Source organism: Pseudomonas sp. 9.3L, assembly GCF_058536285.1.
Genome location: NZ_JBZUBK010000001.1, coordinates 3,115,983 through 3,135,825 on the forward strand (window position 1 = coordinate 3,115,983; position 19,843 = coordinate 3,135,825).

The following is a 19,843-nucleotide window of genomic DNA, read 5'->3' on the forward strand; positions in this document are numbered from 1 at the left end:
GGGTGACCGAAGTCACCCCTTTTTCGCATGGAAGCCAGAACTTAGTTCTGCTTTTCCATTTGAGCGCGGAGCAGATCACCGAGGGTGGTCGGCCCAGCTGCCTCGGAGCTTGGCTTCTCGCGCAGGCTCTGGATGGCTTCTTTCTCGTCTTCAACGTCTTTCGATTTGACCGACAGTTGAATAACGCGGGACTTGCGGTCGACGCTGATGATCTTAGCTTCGACTTCTTCGCCTTCTTTCAGCACGTTGCGGGCGTCTTCAACGCGGTCACGGCTGATTTCAGACGCTTTCAGCGTAGCTTCGATGTCTTCGGCCAAGGTGATGATAGCGCCCTTGGCGTCGACTTCTTTCACGATACCGCGAACGATAGCGCCCTTGTCGTTGACTGCAACGAAGTTGGAGAACGGATCGTCTTCCAGCTGCTTGATGCCCAGCGAGATGCGCTCGCGCTCAGGATCAACGGACAGGATGACGGTTTCCAGCTCGTCGCCCTTCTTGAAGCGGCGTACCGCTTCTTCACCGGCTTCGTTCCAGGAGATGTCGGACAGGTGGACCAGACCATCGATGCCGCCGTCCAAGCCGATGAAGATACCGAAATCGGTGATCGACTTGATGGTGCCGGAGATCTTGTCGCCCTTGTTGAACTGGCCAGAGAAGTCTTCCCATGGGTTGGACTTGCACTGCTTGATGCCCAGGGAGATACGACGACGCTCTTCGTCGATGTCCAGAACCATGACTTCCACTTCGTCGCCAACCTGAACGACTTTCGACGGGTGAATGTTTTTGTTGGTCCAGTCCATTTCGGAAACGTGTACCAGGCCTTCCACGCCTTCTTCCAGCTCTGCGAAGCAGCCGTAGTCGGTGAGGTTGGTAACGCGTGCATTGACGCGAGTACCTTCTGGGTAACGTGCCTTGATAGCAACCCATGGGTCTTCGCCAAGCTGCTTGAGGCCCAGAGATACACGGTTACGCTCGCGATCGTACTTCAGTACCTTGACGTCGATCTCGTCGCCAACGTTGACGATCTCGGAAGGATGCTTGATACGCTTCCAGGCCATGTCGGTAATGTGCAGCAAGCCGTCCACGCCGCCCAGGTCGACGAATGCGCCGTAGTCGGTGAGGTTCTTGACGATACCTTTGACCTGCTGGCCTTCCTGCAGCGATTCCAGCAGCGCTTCGCGCTCGGCGCTGTTCTCGGCTTCTAGAACGCTACGACGCGAAACAACAACGTTGTTGCGCTTCTGGTCCAGCTTGATGACCTTGAACTCGAGCTCTTTGCCTTCGAGGTGAGTGGTGTCGCGCACAGGGCGCACGTCGACCAGCGAACCCGGCAAGAATGCACGGATACCGTTGACATCGACGGTGAAACCACCTTTGACCTTGCCGTTGATGACGCCCTTGACCACTTCTTCGGCAGCGAAGGCAGCTTCCAGAACGATCCAGCACTCGGCGCGCTTGGCTTTTTCACGGGACAGCTTGGTTTCGCCAAAGCCGTCTTCCACCGCGTCCAGCGCGACGTGAACTTCGTCACCGACCTTGATGGTCAGCTCGCCAGCTTCGTTGAAGAACTGCTCGAGCGGGATGACGCCCTCGGATTTCAGACCTGCGTGAACAGTCACCCAGTCGCCATCGATGTCGACAACAGTACCGGTGATGATCGCACCTGGCTGAAGATTGAGGGTTTTCAGGCTTTCTTCAAAAAGTTCTGCAAAGCTTTCGCTCATTTTAATTCCTGTAAATTGAGCCGGATGCCGGCCCATCAACCACGATCCAGCTAACGTGGGCTGCGTTCAAATAAAAGAAAACCTGCGGGGGCAGCGGCAATCGCCGCTTACACTGGAACCCCCGAAGGCCTTCCTGGGTCAGGCAGGGTCGCGCAAGCTACGCAAGTCGACCTCGCTCATGATTCGTTGGAGCACCTGCTCGATGGACAGCTCGGTTGAATCAAGCTGTATAGCGTCCGAGGCAGGCTTGAGCGGTGCCACGGCGCGCTGGGTGTCACGCTCATCGCGTAGACGTATCTCATCCAACAGACTCGCCAGACTAACATCATCGCCCTTTGCCTTCAACTGCAAGTAACGACGTCTTGCACGTTCTTCGGAGCTGGCGGTAAGAAAGATCTTCAACGCGGCTTGAGGGAACACGACGGTGCCCATGTCACGACCATCGGCCACCAGCCCAGGCAACTCGCAAAAAGCCTTCTGGCGTTCAAGCAGGGCCTCGCGAACGGCGGGGATAGCGGCTACTTGCGAGGCCCCGGCTCCGACCTGTTCGTTACGGATGGCCCTGGACACATCATCCCCTTCAAGCACAATACGGTCCACCCCGTTACCGGTCGCCGCGACGAATTGCACGTCCAGGTGCTTGGCCAGCAGCACCAGTGAGGCCTCGTTACTCAAGGCCACGCCGTGATTAGTGGCGGCGAAGGCAAGCAGCCGATACAAGGCGCCGGAATCGAGTAGGTTCCATCCGAGCTGTTCAGCGAGCTTGCCGGCAACTGTGCCCTTGCCCGACCCACTTGGCCCGTCGATGGTAATGACTGGAACTTGAAAATTCACAACTAACCCTCTTCAGACACGTGCATTCCACATGATACCCGATCGATACCTACCCGGCGGTCAGCTGCCAGGCGGTGCATCGGCCGCGCGACTGGCCAGTATCTGGCCAAAGTGCTCCCGTGCCATGCGGGCGCGGGTAAAGACTTTCAACAGTTCGTCGCTGTTGCCCTGATCTACCGCATTGCGCAAATCGTCCAGGTCGGCACGAAAGGTGTCCAGCTGCCTAAGCACCGCGTCCCGGTTGGCCACGAAAATGTCGTGCCACATCACCGGGTCGCTACCGGCAATACGCGTGAAGTCTCGAAAGCCCCCAGCGGCGTAGCGGAAGATGTCCAGGCTTTCGTCACGCCTGGCGAGCGAATCCACGAGGTTGAACGCCAGCAAGTGTGGCAGGTGGCTGGTGGCCGCAAGCACCTCATCATGACGCTCCACACTCATGTGCTCCACGTCAGCACCCACTGCGCGCCATAGCGAGTCTACCAATGCCAGCGCCGAGGGTTCGGTTTCAGCCAGCGGCGTGAGGATAACCTTATGGCGATAAAACAGCCGGGCGTTGGACGCCTCTACTCCGCTCTGCTCAGACCCGGCGATCGGGTGGCCCGGCACCAGGCGCCCCAACCGCCCCGGCAAGGCCGCACGCGCGGCGCTCACCACCGTACCTTTGGCACTGCCCACATCGGTAATCACCGCAGTGCCCATGTTCAGCGTAGCCAGCAGCCCCAGCACACGCTCAAGGGCCAGCATCGGCACTGCGAGCAGAATCACGTCTGCGCCTACGCAGGCTTCGGCCAGGTTCGCTTCGCAGCGGTCAGTCACACCCAGCGCCACCGCCCGTGAACGCGTGGAAGCGTTCACATCAACGCCTACGACCTCAGTGCACAGCCCGCTTTCACGCATGCCTTTTGCAAAGGAGCCACCGATCAGGCCCAGACCCACGACCACCAGCCGACCAATCAGCGGCCGAGTGCGCGGGGTGTTTTCATTCGACATCAAGACAGGTGGGTACTCCATGACCTAGAGCACAGCCTTGGGGTAGGACCCCAGCACCTTGAGGGCTACCGATTCACCGCTGATGCGCTCCAGCACGGCCTTTATCAAAGGGTCGCGGTGGTGCCCAACGAAATCGATGAAGAATACGTAGGTCCATTTGCCGCTACGCGACGGCCGGGTTTCGATACGCGTCAGGTCGATGTGGTTTTCGTGGAACGGCATCAGCAGCTCGTGCAGGGCGCCAGGCTTGTTCTGCATGGAAACGATGATCGAGGTTTTGTCGTCACCGGTGGGCGGCACTTCCTGACTGCCGATAATCAGGAACCGCGTGGAGTTGTCCGGGCGGTCTTCTATTTTTTCGGCAAGGCGGTCCAGCTCATACAGGCTGGCCGCCATGTCGCCAGCGATTGCCGCGGAGTTCCACTCACCCTTTACGCGCTTGGCCGCATCGGCGTTACTGGCCACCGCCACGCGCTCGACGTTGGGGTAGTGCGCGTCCAGCCATTTACGGCACTGAGCCAACGACTGGGCGTGAGAGTAGATGCGCGAGATGCTGTCAGTCTTGGTATTGGCGCCGATCAGCAAGTGGTGGTGAATGCGCAGCTCTACCTCGCCACAGATCACCATGTCGTGTTCCAGGAAGCTGTCCAGGGTATGGTTTACCGCGCCTTCGGTAGAGTTTTCTACCGGCACCACGCCAAAATTCACCGCCCCGGCAACCACTTCGCGGAACACCTCATCGATGGCCGCCATGGGCTGGCTGATCACGGCGTGGCCGAAATGCTTCATGGCCGCAGCCTGGGTGAAGGTACCTTCAGGGCCCAGATAAGCCACTTTGAGCGGCTGCTCCAAAGCCAGGCAGGTGGACATGATCTCGCGAAACAGCCGGGCCATTTCCTCGTCGCCCAGCGGCCCCTGGTTACGCTCCATCACTCGCTTGAGCACCTGGGCCTCGCGCTCAGGCCGATAGAACACGGGCTGCTCGCCAGCGGCCAAGGTGCCCATTTTTACCCGTGCCACTTCCTGGGCACAGCGGGCGCGGTCGCTGATCAGTTCAAGGATCTTCTCATCGAGGCTGTCAATGCGAAGGCGCAAGGCCTTGAGTGACTGGTCGCTTACATCGCTCATTAGCCGTGTTCCTTCTCGAACTCGGCCATGTAGGCCACCAGCGCCTCAATGGCGTGGAGCCCCATGGCGTTGTAGATGGACGCGCGCATGCCGCCTACCGAACGGTGGCCCTTGAGGTTAAGCAACCCACGGGCGTCGGCACCGGCCAGGAAAACGCTGTCCAGTGCTTCATCAGCCAGGCGGAACGGCACGTTCATCCAGGACCGCGCCGACGGCGCGATAGGATTGCTGTAAAAATCACTGCTGTCGATAAAGCCGTAGAGGCGGTCTTTCTTGGCGTGGTTACGTTGCTCCATGGCCGTGACCCCGCCCTGCTCTTTAAGCCATTCGAACACCAGGCCAGAGAGGTACCAGGAATAGGTTGCGGGGGTATTGAACATGGAGCCGTTATCAGCGGCTACCTTGTAATCGAGCATGGTGGGGCAGATAGCCCGGGCGCGGCCGAGCAGGTCTTCCCGAATGATGACCAGCACCAGCCCGCTGGGGCCGATGTTCTTCTGTGCGCCGGCGTAGATCATGCCGTAGTCGGCCACGTTGATTGGCCGGGACAGGATATCCGAGGACATGTCCACTACCAGGGGCGCATCGGTGCGCGGCACCCACTGGAACTGCAGGCCACCGATGGTTTCGTTGCTGGCGTAATGGATATAAGCAGGATTATCGCTCAACTGCCACTCACCCTGGGTGGGCAGGTCGAGGTAGTTCAAGGCTTTGGCGGAAGCCGCCACGTTGACCGCGCCATAGCGCCGCGCTTCGTCGATGGCTTTGCGCGACCAGATACCCGTATCGATGTAGTCGGCCACACCGCCTTCGGGCAACAGGTTGAGCGGGATCTGCGCAAACTGCTGGCTAGCCCCACCTTGCAGGAACAAGACCTTGTAGTTAGCCGGGATGGACAACAGGTCGCGCACGTCTTGCTCGGCCTTCTGGGCCACGGCGGTATAGTCGTCGCTGCGGTGGCTCATCTCCATCACGGAAAGGCCTTTACCATGCCAGTCGAGCATTTCCGCCTGGGCACGCTGCAGAACGGCTTCGGGAAGCGCGGCGGGGCCTGCGCAGAAATTGAAGGCTCGGTTGCTCACATCCACTCTCGCTATACAAAGGGCTGGTTGTCTGTGCAAGGCCCGGGCGAAAGCGCCTAAGCGGCGGCTATCGTTTCGGGCCCCTTGGCGGCGAGGGCCGCGCGCTACTGCCTGTCACTCATCGTCAAGCGGCTCTTCGCCCGTGTCGCCGAGGTGATCGGCTGGGGTTTCCAGCGGCTCCTCGGGCGCCTCTACCAGCTCTTCGACCATGCTGGCGGCCAGAGCGTCTTCGCTCTCGAAGATTTCCACTTCTTCTTCGGACGGTTCCTGCACGCGCTCAAGGCCCACTAGCTTCTCGTCGGTGGCCAGTTTGATAAGGGTCACGCCTTGGGTATTACGGCCCAGGCTGGACACCTCGCCTACTCGGGTACGTACCAGGGTGCCTTGGTCCGAGATCAGCATGATCTCCTCGCCTTCCAACACCTGCACGGCCCCCACCAAACGGCCATTACGGTCATTACTGACCATCGCAATTACGCCCTGCCCGCCCCGGTTGTACTGGGGGAACTCGGCAATCGCAGTACGCTTGCCGTAGCCACGCTCGGAGGCGGTAAGGATTTCACTGCCCTCCTCCGGAATGATCATGGAAATAAGCCGCTGCCCTTGCGCCAGGCGCATGCCGCGCACGCCGCGGGCAGTACGGCCCATGGGGCGTACATCTGCCTCATTGAAACGCGTGACCTTGCCGGCGTCGGAGAAGAGCATCACTTCACGCTCGCCGTCGGTGATCGAGGCGGAGATCAGCACGTCACCTTCATCCAGCTCCAAGGCAATCAAGCCTACGCTACGCTGGCGGCTGAACTGCGGCAGCGGCACCTTCTTGACGGTACCGTTGGCGGTGGCCATGAAGATGAAATGGCCTTCGGTGTATTCCTCCACCGGCAGCATGGTCGTGATGTACTCACCCTCTCCGAGCGGCAGCAGGTTGACCAATGGCCGGCCACGGGCCGCACGGGACGCCTCGGGAATTTCATAGGTTTTGAGCCAGTACACTTTCCCCTTGCTGGAGAACAGCATCAGGGTGGTGTGACTGTTGGCGACCAGCAGGTGCGAAATGTAGTCTTCGTCTTTCACGCCAGTGGCGGATTTACCCTTGCCGCCGCGGCGCTGAGCTTGATAGGCCGCCAGTGGTTGGGTCTTGGCATAACCACCATGGGAAATGGTCACTACGCGGTGCTCTTCCGGGATCATGTCTCCGAGGGTGAGGTCCAGGCGAGCATCTAGAATCTCGGTGCGGCGCACGTCACCGTATTCGGAACGGATCAGCTCGAGCTCCTCACGGATCACTTCCATCAGGCGCTCGGCGCTATTGAGGATGCGGATCAGCTCGCCGATCTGGTTGAGGATTTCCTGGTACTCGGCCAGCAGCTTCTCGTGCTCCAGGCCCGTCAACCGGTGCAGGCGCAGGTCGAGAATTGCCTGTGCCTGTTCAGGTGACAGGAAATACTTGCCATCACGCATGCCATATTGCGGGTCAAGGTTTTCAGGGCGGCACGCGTCGGCACCTGCACGCTCGACCATGGTGGTCACTGCCGAAGATTCCCAACCGGTGGACACCAGCGCTTCTTTGGCCTCGGAGGGCGTTGGCGAGGCCTTGATCAGGGCAATGACTGGGTCGATATTGGACAGCGCGACAGCCTGGCCTTCGAGGATGTGCCCGCGCTCGCGGGCCTTGCGCAGCTCGAACACCGTGCGCCGGGTCACTACTTCTCGACGATGACGTACGAAGGCTTCAAGCAGGTCTTTGAGGTTGAGCAGGCGCGGCCGGCCATCGATCAGCGCAACGATATTGATGCCGAACACCGCTTGCAGCTGGGTTTGTGCATACAGGTTGTTGAGGATCACCTCGGGCACTTCGCCCCGACGCAGCTCAATCACGATACGCATGCCGTCCTTGTCGGACTCGTCACGCAGCTCGGTGATGCCTTCGAGCTTCTTCTCTTTTACCAGCTCGGCGATCTTTTCGATCAGCCGCGCCTTGTTGAGCTGATAAGGCAGCTCGGTGACCACGATCTGCTGGCGGCCACCGACTTTATCGATGTCCTCTACCGTAGAGCGGGCACGCATGTAGATGCGCCCACGGCCAGTACGGTAGGCCTCAATGATGCCTTGGCGGCCATTGATGATGGCAGCGGTGGGGAAATCCGGGCCGGGGATGTGCTGCATCAGCTCATCGATGGTCACGTCCGGGTTGTCGATCACGGCCAGGCAGCCGTCCAGCACCTCACCCAGGTTATGGGGTGGAATGTTGGTGGCCATGCCCACGGCGATACCACTGGAGCCGTTGACCAGCAGGTTGGGCACACGGGTAGGCATAACGGCCGGGATCTGCTCGGTGCCGTCGTAGTTGGGCACCCAATCCACGGTTTCTTTGTGCAGGTCGGCCAGCAGCTCGTGGGCCAGCTTGGTCATGCGCACTTCGGTGTATCGCATGGCAGCTGCGTTATCGCCGTCGACGGAGCCGAAGTTACCCTGACCATCGACCAGCAGGTAGCGCAGAGAGAACGGCTGGGCCATGCGCACGATGGTGTCGTAGACAGCCGTGTCGCCGTGAGGATGGTACTTACCGATCACGTCACCGACCACACGGGCGGATTTCTTGTAGGGCTTGTTCCAGTCGTTGCCCAGCTCGCTCATGGCGAACAGCACCCGGCGATGCACGGGCTTCAAGCCATCGCGGGCATCGGGCAACGCACGCCCCACGATAACGCTCATGGCATAGTCGAGGTACGACTGCCGGAGCTCGTCTTCGATATTGACCGGTAGGATTTCTTTGGCCAGTTCGCCCATGAGAAGCCTGATTCCTTAATGTAATGAAACTCAGCCGAGCCAGCATTGGCCAGCGACACACCTGACGACCCGCGTCTCACAAAGCAGGCATTTGCGCTTGGTGGAAACGCCCGCCTCTAAACCGCTGGATCTTACCACAGCGCGCGTGTGAGGCCTATCTTCATATGGCCTTGGTAGAGGAAGCAGTAATCCAGAAATCGCTCACAGCGCCCTGTAGGGCGCCGGCAAGGCAAATGGATGCGCCACTGCCTGCTTTAAGCTAACGGCAGCAGACGAAGCGTAAGGCGCAAAACCGTGCAACGGCGTTCGCCAACTGTTTTTGGCTGCACAGAGGTCGCCGGCGCATCCCCTGTAAGGATCGGAATCGCATCTCTCACAGGAATCGCCGCCGCAGCTTGCTGCAAGAGGTTAAAAGCGCACACCCTCAGTGCAAGCGTTTGCGGCACATCAGCTGGGCCAGCTTGGCGGCGTCGGGGCGCTCGATCACGCCTTTTTCCGTGACGATTGCATCGATGAGGTCGGCTGGGGTGACATCGAACACCGGGTTAAAGGCCTCTACCTCGGCGCCGATACGGGTGCCCGCCACCTCCAGCAGCTCACTGCTGGCGCGCTCCTCGATAGGGATGTCATCGCCGCTGTCGAGGGTCATGTCGATGGTTGAGCTGGGGGCTACCACCATGAACCGCACGCCATGGTGCATGGCATTCACGGCCAGTTGATAGGTGCCAATCTTGTTGGCTACGTCACCGTTGGCGGTAATGCGGTCTGCCCCCACGATTACCCAGGTGACGCCTTTGGTTTTCATGATGTGAGCGGCAGCGGCGTCTGCGTTGAGCGATACCGGGATGCCTTCGTTGGCCAGCTCCCAGGCGGTCAGGCGCGAGCCTTGCAGCCAGGGGCGGGTTTCGTCGGCATACACCCGCTCGACCATGCCTTCGAGCCAGGCGCCCCGAATGACCCCCAGCGCCGTACCGAAGCCACCAGTCGCCAGCGCACCGGTGTTGCAGTGGGTGAGCAAGGTTTGCATGTTGCCCTGGTGCTTGCGGATCAGGTCTACGCCCAACTGGGCCATGGTAAGGTTGGCCTCGCGGTCGCTTTGGTGAATGGCCACCGCTTCGGCCTCCAAGGCCGCCACTGGAGACTCTTCAGGGCGCAGGCGGCTCAGCCGGTCGCGCATGCGGTCCAGCGCCCAGAACAGGTTGACCGCCGTCGGGCGCGTGCCCGCGAGCAAAGCGATATCGGCAGCGATGCCGGCCTTCCAGTCGCCCCCCGCAGCCACCCGCCCGGCCGCAGACAGCACCACGCCATAGGCGGCGGCGATACCGATCGCAGGCGCACCACGCACTACCATCGCCCGAATGGCGTCGGCTACCTCGGCGGCCGTGCCATGCCGGAGCCAGGTTTCAGTAGCCGGCAACAGGCGCTGATCCAGCAGGAGCAAGGCGCCGTCTTGCCAGTCGATGGCCTTTACCTTCTCTGCCGCCAACAGACGATCGCGCATGAATCACCCCACTCAAGCTGCCAAAGCGGCCGATTATACCGCCCCCCCGGGAAAGACGCTCGGGTATACTTCGTCGTCATGTTCCTCCGATCGGACACCGCCCATGCCTCAAGCCCCTACCCTTGACCTTTTATTGCTGCCAACCTGGTTGGTGCCGGTAGAGCCAGCGGGCGTGGTGTTCACAGACTATGCACTGGGTATGCGCGATGGCCTGATCGCCTTCATAGGTCCGAAGGCCGATGGTATCGCGCGGGCTGCGCTGGAGGTCCGCGAGTTGCCGGGTTGCCTGTTGGCACCCGGCATGGTCAACGCCCATGGGCATGCGGCCATGAGCCTGTTCCGCGGGCTGGCGGACGACCTGCCGCTGATGAGCTGGCTGCAAGACCACATCTGGCCGGCCGAGGGCCGCTGGGTAGACGACGCCTTTATCCGCGACGGCATGGACCTCGCTATCGCTGAACAAATCAAAGGGGGCATCACCTGCTTCGCGGATATGTATTTTTACCCCAAGGTAGCCGCCGAGCGGGTTCATCACAGCGGTGCGCGCGCACAAATCGCTATTCCTGTGCTGGACTTCCCGGTGCCCGGCGCCGCGAACATAGACGAGGCCCTGCGCCAGGGCATCGCCCTGTTCGATGAGCTGCGCGACCACCCCCGCATCACCCTGGCCTTCGGCCCGCACGCACCGTACACGGTGGGCGACGCTAACCTGGAAAAAGTGCGCGTGCTGGCCAACCAACTGGACGCGCCTATCCACATGCACGTGCACGAAACTGCCTTTGAGGTCGAACAAGCCGTGCAACAGACCGGCGAGCGCCCGTTGGCGCGGCTGGCCCGGCTGGGGCTGCTGGGCCCTCGTTTCCAGGCGGTGCACATGACCCAGGTAAACGACGATGACCTGGCGCTGTTGATAGAAAACAACTGCAGTGTGATGCACTGCCCCGAGTCCAACCTCAAGCTCGCCAGCGGCTTTTGCCCTGTAGAGCGGCTGTGGCAAGCCGGCGTCAACGTGGCCGTAGGCACCGACGGCGCTGCCAGCAACAACGACCTGGACTTACTCGGCGAAACCCGTACGGCAGCCTTGTTGGCAAAGGCCGTTGCAGGCTCTGCCACTGCAGTGGATGCGCATCGCGCCCTGCGCATGGCCACCCTCAATGGCGCCCGCGCGCTGGGCCTGGACGGGCACATTGGTTCGCTGGAAGTGGGCAAGGCGGCAGACATAACGGCCTTCGACCTCTCCGGCCTGGCTTTGCAGCCCATCTACAATCCGGTGTCTCAATTGATCTACGCGGCTGGCCGCAATTGCGTGACGCACGTATGGGTGGCCGGTCAGCCTTTGCTGGACCAAAGCCGCCTTACTGGCATGGACGAAACCGCGCTCATCGCCAAGGCACGTGCCTGGGGTGAGCGTATTGGCGCCAGCGATGCCTAATTAATGCTTTTCTCTTTTTGTATCAAGGACCGCCCATGAGCAACGTCGACCACGCAGAAATCGCTAAATTCGAAGCCCTGGCTCACCGCTGGTGGGACCGAGAAAGCGAGTTTAAACCGCTGCATGAAATCAACCCTCTGCGGGTGAACTGGATCGACGAACACGCCCCGCTGGCTGGCAAAACAGTGCTGGACGTAGGGTGCGGCGGCGGCATCCTGAGCGAAGCCATGGCCTTGCGCGGCGCGACCGTGACCGGTATCGACATGGGTGAAGCACCCCTGGCCGTAGCTCGGCTGCACCAGTTGGAATCGGGCGTGAATGTCACTTACCGGCAAATTACCGCAGAAGCCCTGGCAGTGGAGGCACCGGGTAAGTTCGACGTGGTCACCTGCCTGGAAATGCTCGAACACGTACCTGACCCAGCGTCCGTGATCCTTGCCTGCGCACGCATGGTCAAACCCGGCGGCCAGGTATTTTTCTCCACCATCAACCGCAATCCCAAGGCGTACCTGTTTGCCATCGTCGGCGCGGAATACATTATGAAGCTGTTGCCGCGAGGCACCCACGACTTCAAGAAATTCATCCGCCCCTCGGAGCTGGGTAACTGGAGCCGCGCAGCGGACCTACGCGTACGGGACATGGTAGGCCTCACGTACAACCCGCTAACCAAGCATTACAAGCTGGGCAACGACGTGGACGTCAACTACATGGTTCAAACGGTACGGGAGGCTTGATCATGCGCCTGGACGCAGTGCTCTTCGATATGGACGGCACCCTGCTGGACACTGCGCCGGATTTCATTGCAGTGTGCCAGGCGATGCGCGCCGAGCGTGACCTGCCGCCCGTGAACGACCAGCAGGTACGCGATGTTGTATCGGGCGGCGCCCGCGCCATGGTCACGGCCACGTTTGGGCTAGCCGTGGAGGCGCCAGGTTTCGAGGCGCTTCGCCTGGAATTTCTGGAGCGCTATCAACTCGCGTGCGCTGTGCATACCCGCCTGTACGACGGCATGGAAGCGCTCCTACAAGACATTGAAAAAGCCGGGCTGACCTGGGGGGTCGTGACGAACAAGCCGGTGCGTTTCGCCGAACCGATCATGCGCCAGCTTAACCTTTCGGAGCGCTCCAAAGTGTTGATCTGCCCAGATCACGTGACCCGTAGCAAACCAGACCCGGAACCCCTGACACTGGCGTGCAAGACCCTTGGGCTGGACCCTTCGCGGGTATTGTTCGTAGGGGACGACCTTCGCGACATCGAATCCGGGCGAGACGCAGGTGCCAAAACGGCCGCCGTGCGCTACGGTTATATCCACCCCGACGACAATCCCAACCACTGGGGCGCGGATGTCGTGGTCAACGACCCCTGGGAATTGCGCGAGGTACTGGACCGCGCTCTATGTGGTTGCTAGCCCTGGCGTACTAACGGAGACCTACGTCATGTTCAACTACCAGGCACCCCCTCGCCTGCTTGCCAACCGCGTCATTCTGGTGACGGGCGCCGCGCGCGGCATAGGAGCAGCGGCGGCTCGCGCCTATGCCGCTCACGGCGCAACCGTAATACTGCTTGGCAGAACCGCCCCAGCCTTACGAGCGGTCGCTGAAAGCATCAAGCAGGCAGGCCACGCCGAGCCGGTGGTGTTCACCCTGGACCTGGAAACAGCAAGCACAAGCGACTACGAAAAGCTCGAAGTGAGCATCGACGACCGGTTCGGCCGGCTTGACGGCGTGCTCCATAACGCCTCGATGCTGGGCCCAAGAACAACCCTGGATGAGATTCCCGACGAATCCTTCGCCAAAGTGATGCACGTCAACGTGAACGCCACCTTCATGCTCACCCGCGCCCTGTTGCCACTGCTCCACCGCTCGATGGACGCCTCGGTGGTCTTTACCTCAAGCAGCGTAGGGCGTAAAGGGCGAGCCCAGTGGGGCGCCTATGCGGTGTCGAAATTCGCCACTGAGGGGCTGATGCAAACGTTGGCAGATGAGCTAAAGGAAGGCTGCCTGGTCCGGGCCAACAGTGTGAACCCAGGCGGTACCCGCACAGCCATGCGCGCAGAGGCTTACCCGGACGAGGACCCCGAGCGCAACCCAACCCCTGAGCAGATCATGCCGGTGTACCTTTACTTGATGGGCCCTGACAGCGCCAACGTAAACGGTCAGGCCTTCGACGCGCAGTAACCCCATGCAGGGGCAAGCCCAGCCGCTGTCGCAGGCTTCGCTTACCCCCTCAGAGTGAAAAGGTGCGGCCGGCAAGGTGCGGCCGGCCCGTCACAGTCAGGCGACCGCTTCGTGCTCGCGCTGCACGGCTTTGCTTTCCAGCTCCATGCACCGCTCCAGGAACAGGAACATGTAGTCATAGCTCTTGCAAATGGCTTTGCGCAGCTCGGTCTGTACCGCTTGCGATGGGTGATTACCCACCAGCGTACAGATGATTTCCAGCGCTTCCCATGGGTGCGCATCATCGTACTGTGCGTGCATCTTCAGCCACTTCATCGCCCGCTTGCGGGTGTCCTCAGGGAAGGCATTGGCATACACATCGCTGGAACACACCACGGCAGACCATTCACCGGTCGCACCTTCAATGGCGTAGTTGGTCGCTGCCATCGCCACGGCCAGCGAATCGGTAGCGCAGCTCTGCCAGCACCAGTGGCTCAAGGCTTGAAGCTCAGGCGGTACTTTTTGCGCTTGCAGGTCTTCCAGGGTCACACCATGGGCTACGCACCAGTTCACCCAGTAATCGGCGTGGTTAAGCTCCACGCGGATGTTCCGCATCAACCAGCGACGCGCCATGTCCTCACCGGGGTGACGACCGAAGCGGGTCTTGATCAGGTTCTGCGCCATGTACAGCGAGAACTGCTCCACCACCGGCCACCCGCCAATCAGGTATTGGCGCATGGTGATCGCGCTGAGCTGGTTGTCGCGCAGCCGCTGGTACAGCTCGTGCTGCACGACCCGGCGCTTGGCGATGCTGCAGTCACGCAACAATTGCTGAGCCCATGCCGGATAACTGCTGGCCTCCATGAGCGGGCCGGTACGGGTAAAGGCTGATTCAATTACTTCATTCATCGACAACTTCCCTTCTGTTGGTGAAAAACTACCGTCCCACCTGCCTACGGCCCTGACGCGCCGCAGCAAGCTGGCTTGCCAGCACAGGCACCCTTCAGGCTTGACCCAACCGCAGGCAAGCCCTGCTGCTACGTCTGAACACCCACCACATCGACGGCACGCCTCAAGCTGTCGCAGGTAAACAGGCGTGGCCGTTCAATCAGATACCCTTGGGCGTAGTCCACGCCGATTTCCATCAGAGCCTGCTCGATCAACGGCGTTTCTACAAACTCGGCAATCGTGCGTTTGCCCATCACATGACCGATATGGTTGATCACTTCCACCATGGCGCGGTTGATAGGATCATCCAGCATATCCTTGACGAAACTGCCGTCGATTTTCAAGAAATCCACCGGCAGGTGTTTGAGGTAGGCGAAGGACGACATGCCTGCGCAGAAATCGTCCAGAGAGAACAAACAGCCAAGCGCCTTCAATTCATTGATAAAACGAATGGCACTGCCCAAATTGGAAATGGCGCTGGTCTCTGTGATTTCGAAGCAGATCAGGTGTCCTGGGATGGCAAACCGCCGGAACTGCTCGCGAAGATAATCGAGGAAATCGTCGTCGCCGATACTGATCCCTGACAAGTTGATGGCACAAATGGCTAGCGACTCGCCATTGCCCTCATCCATCGCTTGGCGAATCACCGCGAACACACTTTTTACCACCCAACGGTCCATAGCGGTCATCAAGCCATAGCGTTCGGCGGCCGGGATAAAGGTGTCCGGCAAAATCATACGGCCGTTTTCGTCGTGCAGGCGTAGCAGAATTTCCACATGGCGGGCCTGGCCGGTATCTCGCCTGTTGTTGGTCAGCAGCGCGATTTCTTGAGCGTAGAGGGTGAAACGGTCTTCTTCCAGTGCTACCCGCAAACGCTGGATCCAGGCCATTTCTCCAAAGCGGGTAGACACTTCGGTGTCATCGGCATGGTACACCTGCACCCGATTGCGGCCTTTTTCCTTGGCCATGTAGCAGGCCATGTCAGCAGCGCGTAGCGACAGCTCAAGGGTGGCCGGCAACAGGTTGAGGTGCACCAAGCCAATGCTGACCGACGTCATGAAGGGGCGGCCCTTCCACACGAAATGCAGGCTGTGCACGCTTTCACGCAGGTGTTCGGCAATGCGTTCGGCCTGGTCGGCCGGACAGTCTTCCAGCAGCACACCGAATTCATCGCCCCCCAGGCGCGCCAACGTATCGCTTTCCCGCAGGCCAGCTTGGAGCACGGCGCAGATGTGTCGCAAAAGTTCGTCACCCGCAGCATGGCCACAGGTATCGTTCACCAGCTTGAACTGGTCAAGGTCCAGGAACATCAGCGAGTAACGGCCACGCCCTGCCGCCATACGCAGCAGTGCCTGCTCCAGGCGATGCTCGAATTCACGCCGGTTGGCCAGCCCCGTCAACGCGTCATGGCTCGCCTGCCACGAGAGGTTGGCGATGTATTGGCGCTCTTGGGTCATGTCGTGGAGCACCAGCACGGCACCGCTGATCCGGCCGTCGGTTTCAATTGGGGCGCCTACCAGGGTGACCGACACGGTGCTGCCATCCAGGCGCTGAATCAGCTTGGCATGCTCGCTGCCGCCCTTGAGCTGGCCGGCCAGAATCCGCTCGATGAGCGTAAAGTTATCCTTCTCGGCGTGCTCATCGAGCAAATTGAACAACGAGGCCAACGGAAGCCCCAAGGCTTGCTCCACCTTCCAGTGCGTTAGCTGCTCGGCTGCCCGGTTCATGTAAGCGATGGCACCAGTGACGTCCGTGGCGATCACGCCGTCGCCAATCGAGGCCAGGGTCACCTGCGCGCGTTCTTTCTCCAATTGCAACGCCTCGGCCATACCCTGGCGCTGCCCCAGCAGCTTGCGGGTAATCCACAAGGCCAGGCCGATCAGCAAAAATGCCGTGATGAGGTTGGTGGCGATTAACAGCCGCTGAAGCACCCGTGTGCCCTCTCCAAGGGCATCACTGAACGCTTTTTCGGAGGGGGTCACGGCATCGTTGAGGCTAAGGATTTCGCTCTTCCATTGCGTCATGTCGGCATCGGTCGCGGTACCGGCAATGATCGCCGAGTGCATGCGCTGAGCGATCTGATCCAGCTGGTGCAGGTAGCCGTCGCCAATGGTCCACAATTCGATGGCCCGGGAAAAATACGAGATGTGACGGAAGTTGAGGAATAACCAGATCACCCCGTCGAAGTCATCCGGGTGGTTGCCGCCCTGCTTCAAGCCCAAGCGTGCCTGGCCCAGGTCAGGCTCAGGCTGTTCCAGCGCCAGGCGCATGGCGCGGCTGCCCTCGGGAACGGCCAGTGCCTCTTTATATTTGAGAAAGGCCTGCTCTTGCCGGTTGTCCGCATACAGGCTCAAGTAAAAAATGGCGTCTTTCTGGCCCTTGGACCACAGGCTTTCCCCGGCCACATAGCCACGCACGGCCGAGAGCGCGTACAGGCTAATGCACCCAAGCAACGCCAATAGCAATACCACCGCTATAAAAGGCCAGGCGATGCTGATCAGGCGAGGGGTTTCCAGTGTGCGTTTTTGCTTCATGTGATCCCTTGCGCAGCACAAGCCTGCACCTGACAGCGAAGGTCAAGGCATGGTTCGGCGCAACGCAGCCAGCTGTGCGTAAGCGTCACCCTGCGTGACGCCCATAAGCCTGTGTCTCGCCGACGCGCTGGACGGTATGGCACCGGGCGACTATAGCGCGGTGACACGGTCAAGCCAACGTGCCAGCAGTGGTGCAAGCTCCTCTATCGGCTGATAACCGTTAGTCAATAGGGCAAATTGCCTCTCCCGCTGTGCCAGCATCGTAGGGAACCCTGAAATACCAAGAGAATGTGACCAGGAGAAGTCTGCCTGGGTAGCCACCAGGGTGCCGCGGGCATCGAACGCTTGGGCAAATTGGACACGGGCCAACCCCAGGCCCTGAGCGATGTCAACGAGGGTGGCGGTGCGCGTGACGTCCTGGCCATGCTCGTAAAACGCACTGGCAATGGCGTGGGCCATAGACAGTGCCAACTCAGGAGCCACCTCCCGTGCTGCAACCACCGCGCGGCAGGCGGGCTCGGTGTCGTACACAAAACCGGGCGGCAACGCGTTGGTGAACGCAAAGGGTTGACCCGTGGCCTCGTGCACGCTGTGCCAGTGCTCAAGAATACGCGCGCGGGTAGAGGCATCCAGTGCCGCTTGCCCCGTGCGTAATCCGCCGACTACCACATGGGCGCTGATGCCCGCCACTGCCGCCTGTTCGATCAGCGCCTTGGCGACTGGCGCGAACCCCCAGCACCAAGAACACATTGGGTCCATCACGTATACCAGGCGGTGGGTCATCAGTCAGGCCTCGCTGGTCTTGCGGTAGTTGTAACCAATCGGATGAGGTTGATTACGGGCCTTGGCCAGCTCGATCTGCCGTTGCCGGTCGATGGCGCTGCGCCGAGTTTTCTCGCTCAGGTTGTCCCAGCAGTGGGGGCAACTGATGCCTGGAGAATAGTGGGGTGACTCACGCTCCTCCACGCTGATAGGCATACGGCAGGCGTGGCACTGGTCATAATCACCTTCTGTGAGGTCGTGGCGCACGGTTACCCGGTTGTCGAACACGAAGCAGTCACCTTGCCATTTGCTGTCTTCAGGCGCGACGGTCTCCAGGTATTTGAGAATGCCACCCTTTAGGTGGTACACCTCCTCGAAGCCCTCCCCCAGCATGTAGCTGGAGGCCTTCTCGCACCGTATGCCGCCGGTGCAGAACATCGCGACCTTCTTGTGGCGAGCCGGGTCGAAGTTCGCCTTGATGTACTCGGGAAACTCACGGAACGTTGCCGTCTTGGGGTCTACCGCGCCTTCGAAGGTGCCAATCGCCACTTCGTAATCGTTGCGGGTATCGATCAGCAGCACTTCTGGGTCGTTGAGCAGCGCGTTCCAGTCTTGAGGCTCGACGTAGGTGCCTACCTGCTTGTTCGGGTCTACGCCTTGTACACCCAAGGTCACGATCTCTTTCTTGAGTTTGACCTTGGTGCGATAGAAGGGCTGCTCGTCGCAGTAGGACTCTTTGTGATCTACATCTATCAGGCGAGGGTCGCTGCGCAGCCACGCCAGCAGCGCGTCAATGCCCTCGCGTGTACCTGACACCGTGCCGTTGATGCCTTCATTGGCCAATAGCAGGGTGCCCTTTACGTTATTGCGCAGGAGGGTATCGAGCAGCGGCTCGCGCAGCGCGACGTAATCCTCCAGGGTGACGAATTTGTACAGCGCCGCGACTACGATCGGTTGTTGACTCATCTTTGCTTTCTCCAGGTGGTCACCCTCGCAAAGGGCGGACCGGGGTCAGTGAAACGCGCCGGGGCTAGCCGCCGGCGGCGCGCATTCTAGCAAAGGGATCAAGCGCCGTGTTGAACCGGATCAATGGCCACCGGCGCAGGTGGGCGAGGCCGGCGCCGCGCCTGTGGTTGCCCATTCTTCCGGTGTGTAGGTGTGCAGCGCCAGGGCATGGAACTCACCCATCAATTCGCTCAACGTGCCATACACCAATTGATGACGCTTCACGCTGTTGAGCCCGGCGAAACGCTCGCTGACCACCACAGCCTTATAGTGGGTCTGCTGACCCCGGCTGTGCAGGTGGCTCTCGTCCACTACGCTCAAGTGGCTGGGTTGTAGCAGCGTAAGGGCTTGCTCGATGCGGGTTTGCAGGCTCATGGCGATCACTTCTTCTTGGCAGGCTCGGAAGGCTTGGCCGGGGCGACTTCGGCGGTCATGTCTGCCAGCAGCTTATTGACCACCGGGGCGGCCTCTTGCAGGTGCTTCTGGGTCAGCTCGGCGGACTGCTCGGTCACTTGCGGCATTTTCTGTACGATTTTCTGCCCCAGTGGCGACTGGTAGAACTTCACCAGGTCCTTGAGCTCCTGCTCGCTGAAGTTTTCGGTGTACAGCTTCACCATTTCAGGCTTGAGCTTGTTCCAACCGATAGCGTTGTCCAGGGCGGCGTTGGCCTTGGCCTGGTAGGTTTCCAGCACGGCCTTCTTGGAATCAGGGGCATTGGACTGGGCGAAGCGCTGAGCGAACATCTGCTGAACCTGCATGTACACCGGCGTGCCGAGCTTGTCGGCGTTCGCCATCTTCAGGAAGGCCTCGGCACTGGCGTTATGGCTAGCCGTGTCAGCCATGACTGGCGCGGCGCAGGCCAACAAGGCCGCGGTGCAGAGGGCACGAACTCGATTCATCGGTTTTCCTTACTGTGGCGGTTTTAACAAGGCACCAAGCCTTCGAGCGCAGCATTCT

At 60.4% G+C, this 19,843-nt stretch carries 16 protein-coding genes and 1 pseudogene; 4 read left to right on the forward strand and 13 right to left on the reverse strand.

The window, feature by feature from the left end:
* Nucleotides 1-41 precede the first annotated feature (41 nt).
* The 7 genes and pseudogenes from rpsA to mtnA all read right to left on the reverse strand — a co-directional run bounded on the left by rpsA (nt 42) and on the right by mtnA (nt 10,049).
* The gene (rpsA, locus tag AC4LE2_RS14300) at nt 42-1,724 is read right to left on the reverse strand and encodes a 30S ribosomal protein S1 (RefSeq protein ID WP_491826389.1); all 1,683 of its coding nucleotides are present in this window, start codon (nt 1,722-1,724) and stop codon (nt 42-44) included.
* 138 nt (nt 1,725-1,862) lie between these two features.
* Nucleotides 1,863-2,558, reverse strand: a complete 696-nt coding sequence (gene cmk, locus AC4LE2_RS14305; RefSeq protein ID WP_491826390.1) for a (d)CMP kinase — start codon at nt 2,556-2,558, stop codon at nt 1,863-1,865.
* 84 nt (nt 2,559-2,642) lie between these two features.
* Nucleotides 2,643-3,548 (reverse strand): annotated as a pseudogene (locus tag AC4LE2_RS14310) (prephenate dehydrogenase/arogenate dehydrogenase family protein); the annotation flags it as partial.
* A 24-nt stretch (nt 3,549-3,572) separates the two neighbouring features.
* Entirely contained in the window at nt 3,573-4,676 is a 1,104-nt protein-coding gene (pheA, locus tag AC4LE2_RS14315; protein WP_491826391.1) for a prephenate dehydratase, read from the reverse strand.
* The gene (gene serC / locus AC4LE2_RS14320) at nt 4,676-5,758 is read right to left on the reverse strand and encodes a 3-phosphoserine/phosphohydroxythreonine transaminase (protein WP_491826392.1); all 1,083 of its coding nucleotides are present in this window, start codon (nt 5,756-5,758) and stop codon (nt 4,676-4,678) included. The genes pheA and serC overlap by 1 nt, the downstream gene beginning before the upstream one ends.
* 114 nt (nt 5,759-5,872) lie before the next feature.
* Nucleotides 5,873-8,548 carry a DNA gyrase subunit A gene (gene gyrA, locus AC4LE2_RS14325; RefSeq protein WP_491826393.1) on the reverse strand — a complete coding sequence of 892 codons (2,676 nt, stop codon included), beginning with the start codon at nt 8,546-8,548 and terminating at the stop codon, nt 5,873-5,875.
* 424 nt (nt 8,549-8,972) lie between these two features.
* On the reverse strand, nt 8,973-10,049 hold the full coding sequence (gene mtnA, locus AC4LE2_RS14330; protein WP_491826394.1) for an S-methyl-5-thioribose-1-phosphate isomerase: 1,077 nt from the start codon (nt 10,047-10,049) through the stop codon (nt 8,973-8,975).
* A 103-nt stretch (nt 10,050-10,152) separates the two neighbouring features.
* Here mtnA and AC4LE2_RS14335 point away from each other — a divergent pair, with 103 nt between their 5' ends.
* Genes AC4LE2_RS14335 through AC4LE2_RS14350 form a run of 4 tightly spaced genes read left to right on the forward strand, consistent with a single transcriptional unit; the run spans nt 10,153 to nt 13,658 of the window.
* Entirely contained in the window at nt 10,153-11,481 is a 1,329-nt protein-coding gene (locus tag AC4LE2_RS14335) for a TRZ/ATZ family hydrolase (RefSeq protein ID WP_491826395.1), read from the forward strand.
* 35 nt (nt 11,482-11,516) lie between these two features.
* Entirely contained in the window at nt 11,517-12,215 is a 699-nt protein-coding gene (gene ubiG, locus AC4LE2_RS14340) for a bifunctional 2-polyprenyl-6-hydroxyphenol methylase/3-demethylubiquinol 3-O-methyltransferase UbiG (RefSeq protein WP_491826396.1), read from the forward strand.
* Between the two features lie 2 nt (nt 12,216-12,217).
* Nucleotides 12,218-12,889, forward strand: a complete 672-nt coding sequence (gene mupP / locus AC4LE2_RS14345) for an N-acetylmuramic acid 6-phosphate phosphatase MupP (RefSeq protein ID WP_491826397.1) — start codon at nt 12,218-12,220, stop codon at nt 12,887-12,889.
* Between the two features lie 28 nt (nt 12,890-12,917).
* Nucleotides 12,918-13,658 (forward strand): YciK family oxidoreductase, encoded by a 741-nt coding sequence (locus AC4LE2_RS14350; RefSeq protein WP_491826398.1) that lies wholly within the window; start codon nt 12,918-12,920, stop codon nt 13,656-13,658.
* A 96-nt stretch (nt 13,659-13,754) separates the two neighbouring features.
* On the opposite strand, the gene AC4LE2_RS14355 is transcribed toward AC4LE2_RS14350, so the two are convergent.
* From AC4LE2_RS14355 to AC4LE2_RS14380, 6 genes are all read right to left on the reverse strand, one after another.
* On the reverse strand, nt 13,755-14,546 hold the full coding sequence (locus AC4LE2_RS14355; RefSeq protein ID WP_491826399.1) for an iron-containing redox enzyme family protein: 792 nt from the start codon (nt 14,544-14,546) through the stop codon (nt 13,755-13,757).
* Nucleotides 14,547-14,674: 128 nt separating this feature from the next.
* Complete coding sequence (locus AC4LE2_RS14360; RefSeq protein ID WP_491826400.1) at nt 14,675-17,119, reverse strand: EAL domain-containing protein; 2,445 nt, start codon at nt 17,117-17,119, stop codon at nt 14,675-14,677.
* Nucleotides 17,120-17,269: 150 nt separating this feature from the next.
* A complete protein-coding gene (locus AC4LE2_RS14365) occupies nt 17,270-17,902 on the reverse strand; it encodes a DsbA family protein (RefSeq protein WP_491826401.1) in 633 nt (210 codons plus the stop codon).
* Between the two features lie 3 nt (nt 17,903-17,905).
* Nucleotides 17,906-18,847: an oxygen-dependent tRNA uridine(34) hydroxylase TrhO gene (trhO, locus tag AC4LE2_RS14370; protein WP_491826402.1), complete on the reverse strand. Its 942-nt coding sequence runs from the start codon at nt 18,845-18,847 to the stop codon at nt 17,906-17,908.
* Nucleotides 18,848-18,967: 120 nt separating this feature from the next.
* The gene (locus tag AC4LE2_RS14375; RefSeq protein ID WP_491826403.1) at nt 18,968-19,261 is read right to left on the reverse strand and encodes a BolA family protein; all 294 of its coding nucleotides are present in this window, start codon (nt 19,259-19,261) and stop codon (nt 18,968-18,970) included.
* 5 nt (nt 19,262-19,266) lie between these two features.
* A complete protein-coding gene (locus tag AC4LE2_RS14380; protein WP_491826404.1) occupies nt 19,267-19,785 on the reverse strand; it encodes a DUF2059 domain-containing protein in 519 nt (172 codons plus the stop codon).
* Nucleotides 19,786-19,843: the final 58 nt, after the last annotated feature.

What these genes read in the sequence shown, in the direction of transcription:
- AC4LE2_RS14335 (WP_491826395.1), top strand. Translation starts at nt 10,153, where the DNA reads ATGCCTCAAGCCCCTACCCTTGACCTTTTATTGCTGCCAACCTGGTTG.
- AC4LE2_RS14355 (WP_491826399.1), bottom strand. Translation starts at nt 14,546, where the DNA reads ATGAATGAAGTAATTGAATCAGCCTTTACCCGTACCGGCCCGCTCATG.
- AC4LE2_RS14350 (WP_491826398.1), top strand. Translation starts at nt 12,918, where the DNA reads ATGTTCAACTACCAGGCACCCCCTCGCCTGCTTGCCAACCGCGTCATT.
- mupP (WP_491826397.1), top strand. Translation starts at nt 12,218, where the DNA reads ATGCGCCTGGACGCAGTGCTCTTCGATATGGACGGCACCCTGCTGGAC.
- rpsA (WP_491826389.1), bottom strand. Translation starts at nt 1,724, where the DNA reads ATGAGCGAAAGCTTTGCAGAACTTTTTGAAGAAAGCCTGAAAACCCTC.
- ubiG (WP_491826396.1), top strand. Translation starts at nt 11,517, where the DNA reads ATGAGCAACGTCGACCACGCAGAAATCGCTAAATTCGAAGCCCTGGCT.
- AC4LE2_RS14380 (WP_491826404.1), bottom strand. Translation starts at nt 19,785, where the DNA reads ATGAATCGAGTTCGTGCCCTCTGCACCGCGGCCTTGTTGGCCTGCGCC.
- pheA (WP_491826391.1), bottom strand. Translation starts at nt 4,676, where the DNA reads ATGAGCGATGTAAGCGACCAGTCACTCAAGGCCTTGCGCCTTCGCATT.
- AC4LE2_RS14375 (WP_491826403.1), bottom strand. Translation starts at nt 19,261, where the DNA reads ATGAGCCTGCAAACCCGCATCGAGCAAGCCCTTACGCTGCTACAACCC.
- gyrA (WP_491826393.1), bottom strand. Translation starts at nt 8,548, where the DNA reads ATGGGCGAACTGGCCAAAGAAATCCTACCGGTCAATATCGAAGACGAG.
- AC4LE2_RS14365 (WP_491826401.1), bottom strand. Translation starts at nt 17,902, where the DNA reads ATGACCCACCGCCTGGTATACGTGATGGACCCAATGTGTTCTTGGTGC.
- AC4LE2_RS14360 (WP_491826400.1), bottom strand. Translation starts at nt 17,119, where the DNA reads ATGAAGCAAAAACGCACACTGGAAACCCCTCGCCTGATCAGCATCGCC.
- mtnA (WP_491826394.1), bottom strand. Translation starts at nt 10,049, where the DNA reads ATGCGCGATCGTCTGTTGGCGGCAGAGAAGGTAAAGGCCATCGACTGG.
- trhO (WP_491826402.1), bottom strand. Translation starts at nt 18,847, where the DNA reads ATGAGTCAACAACCGATCGTAGTCGCGGCGCTGTACAAATTCGTCACC.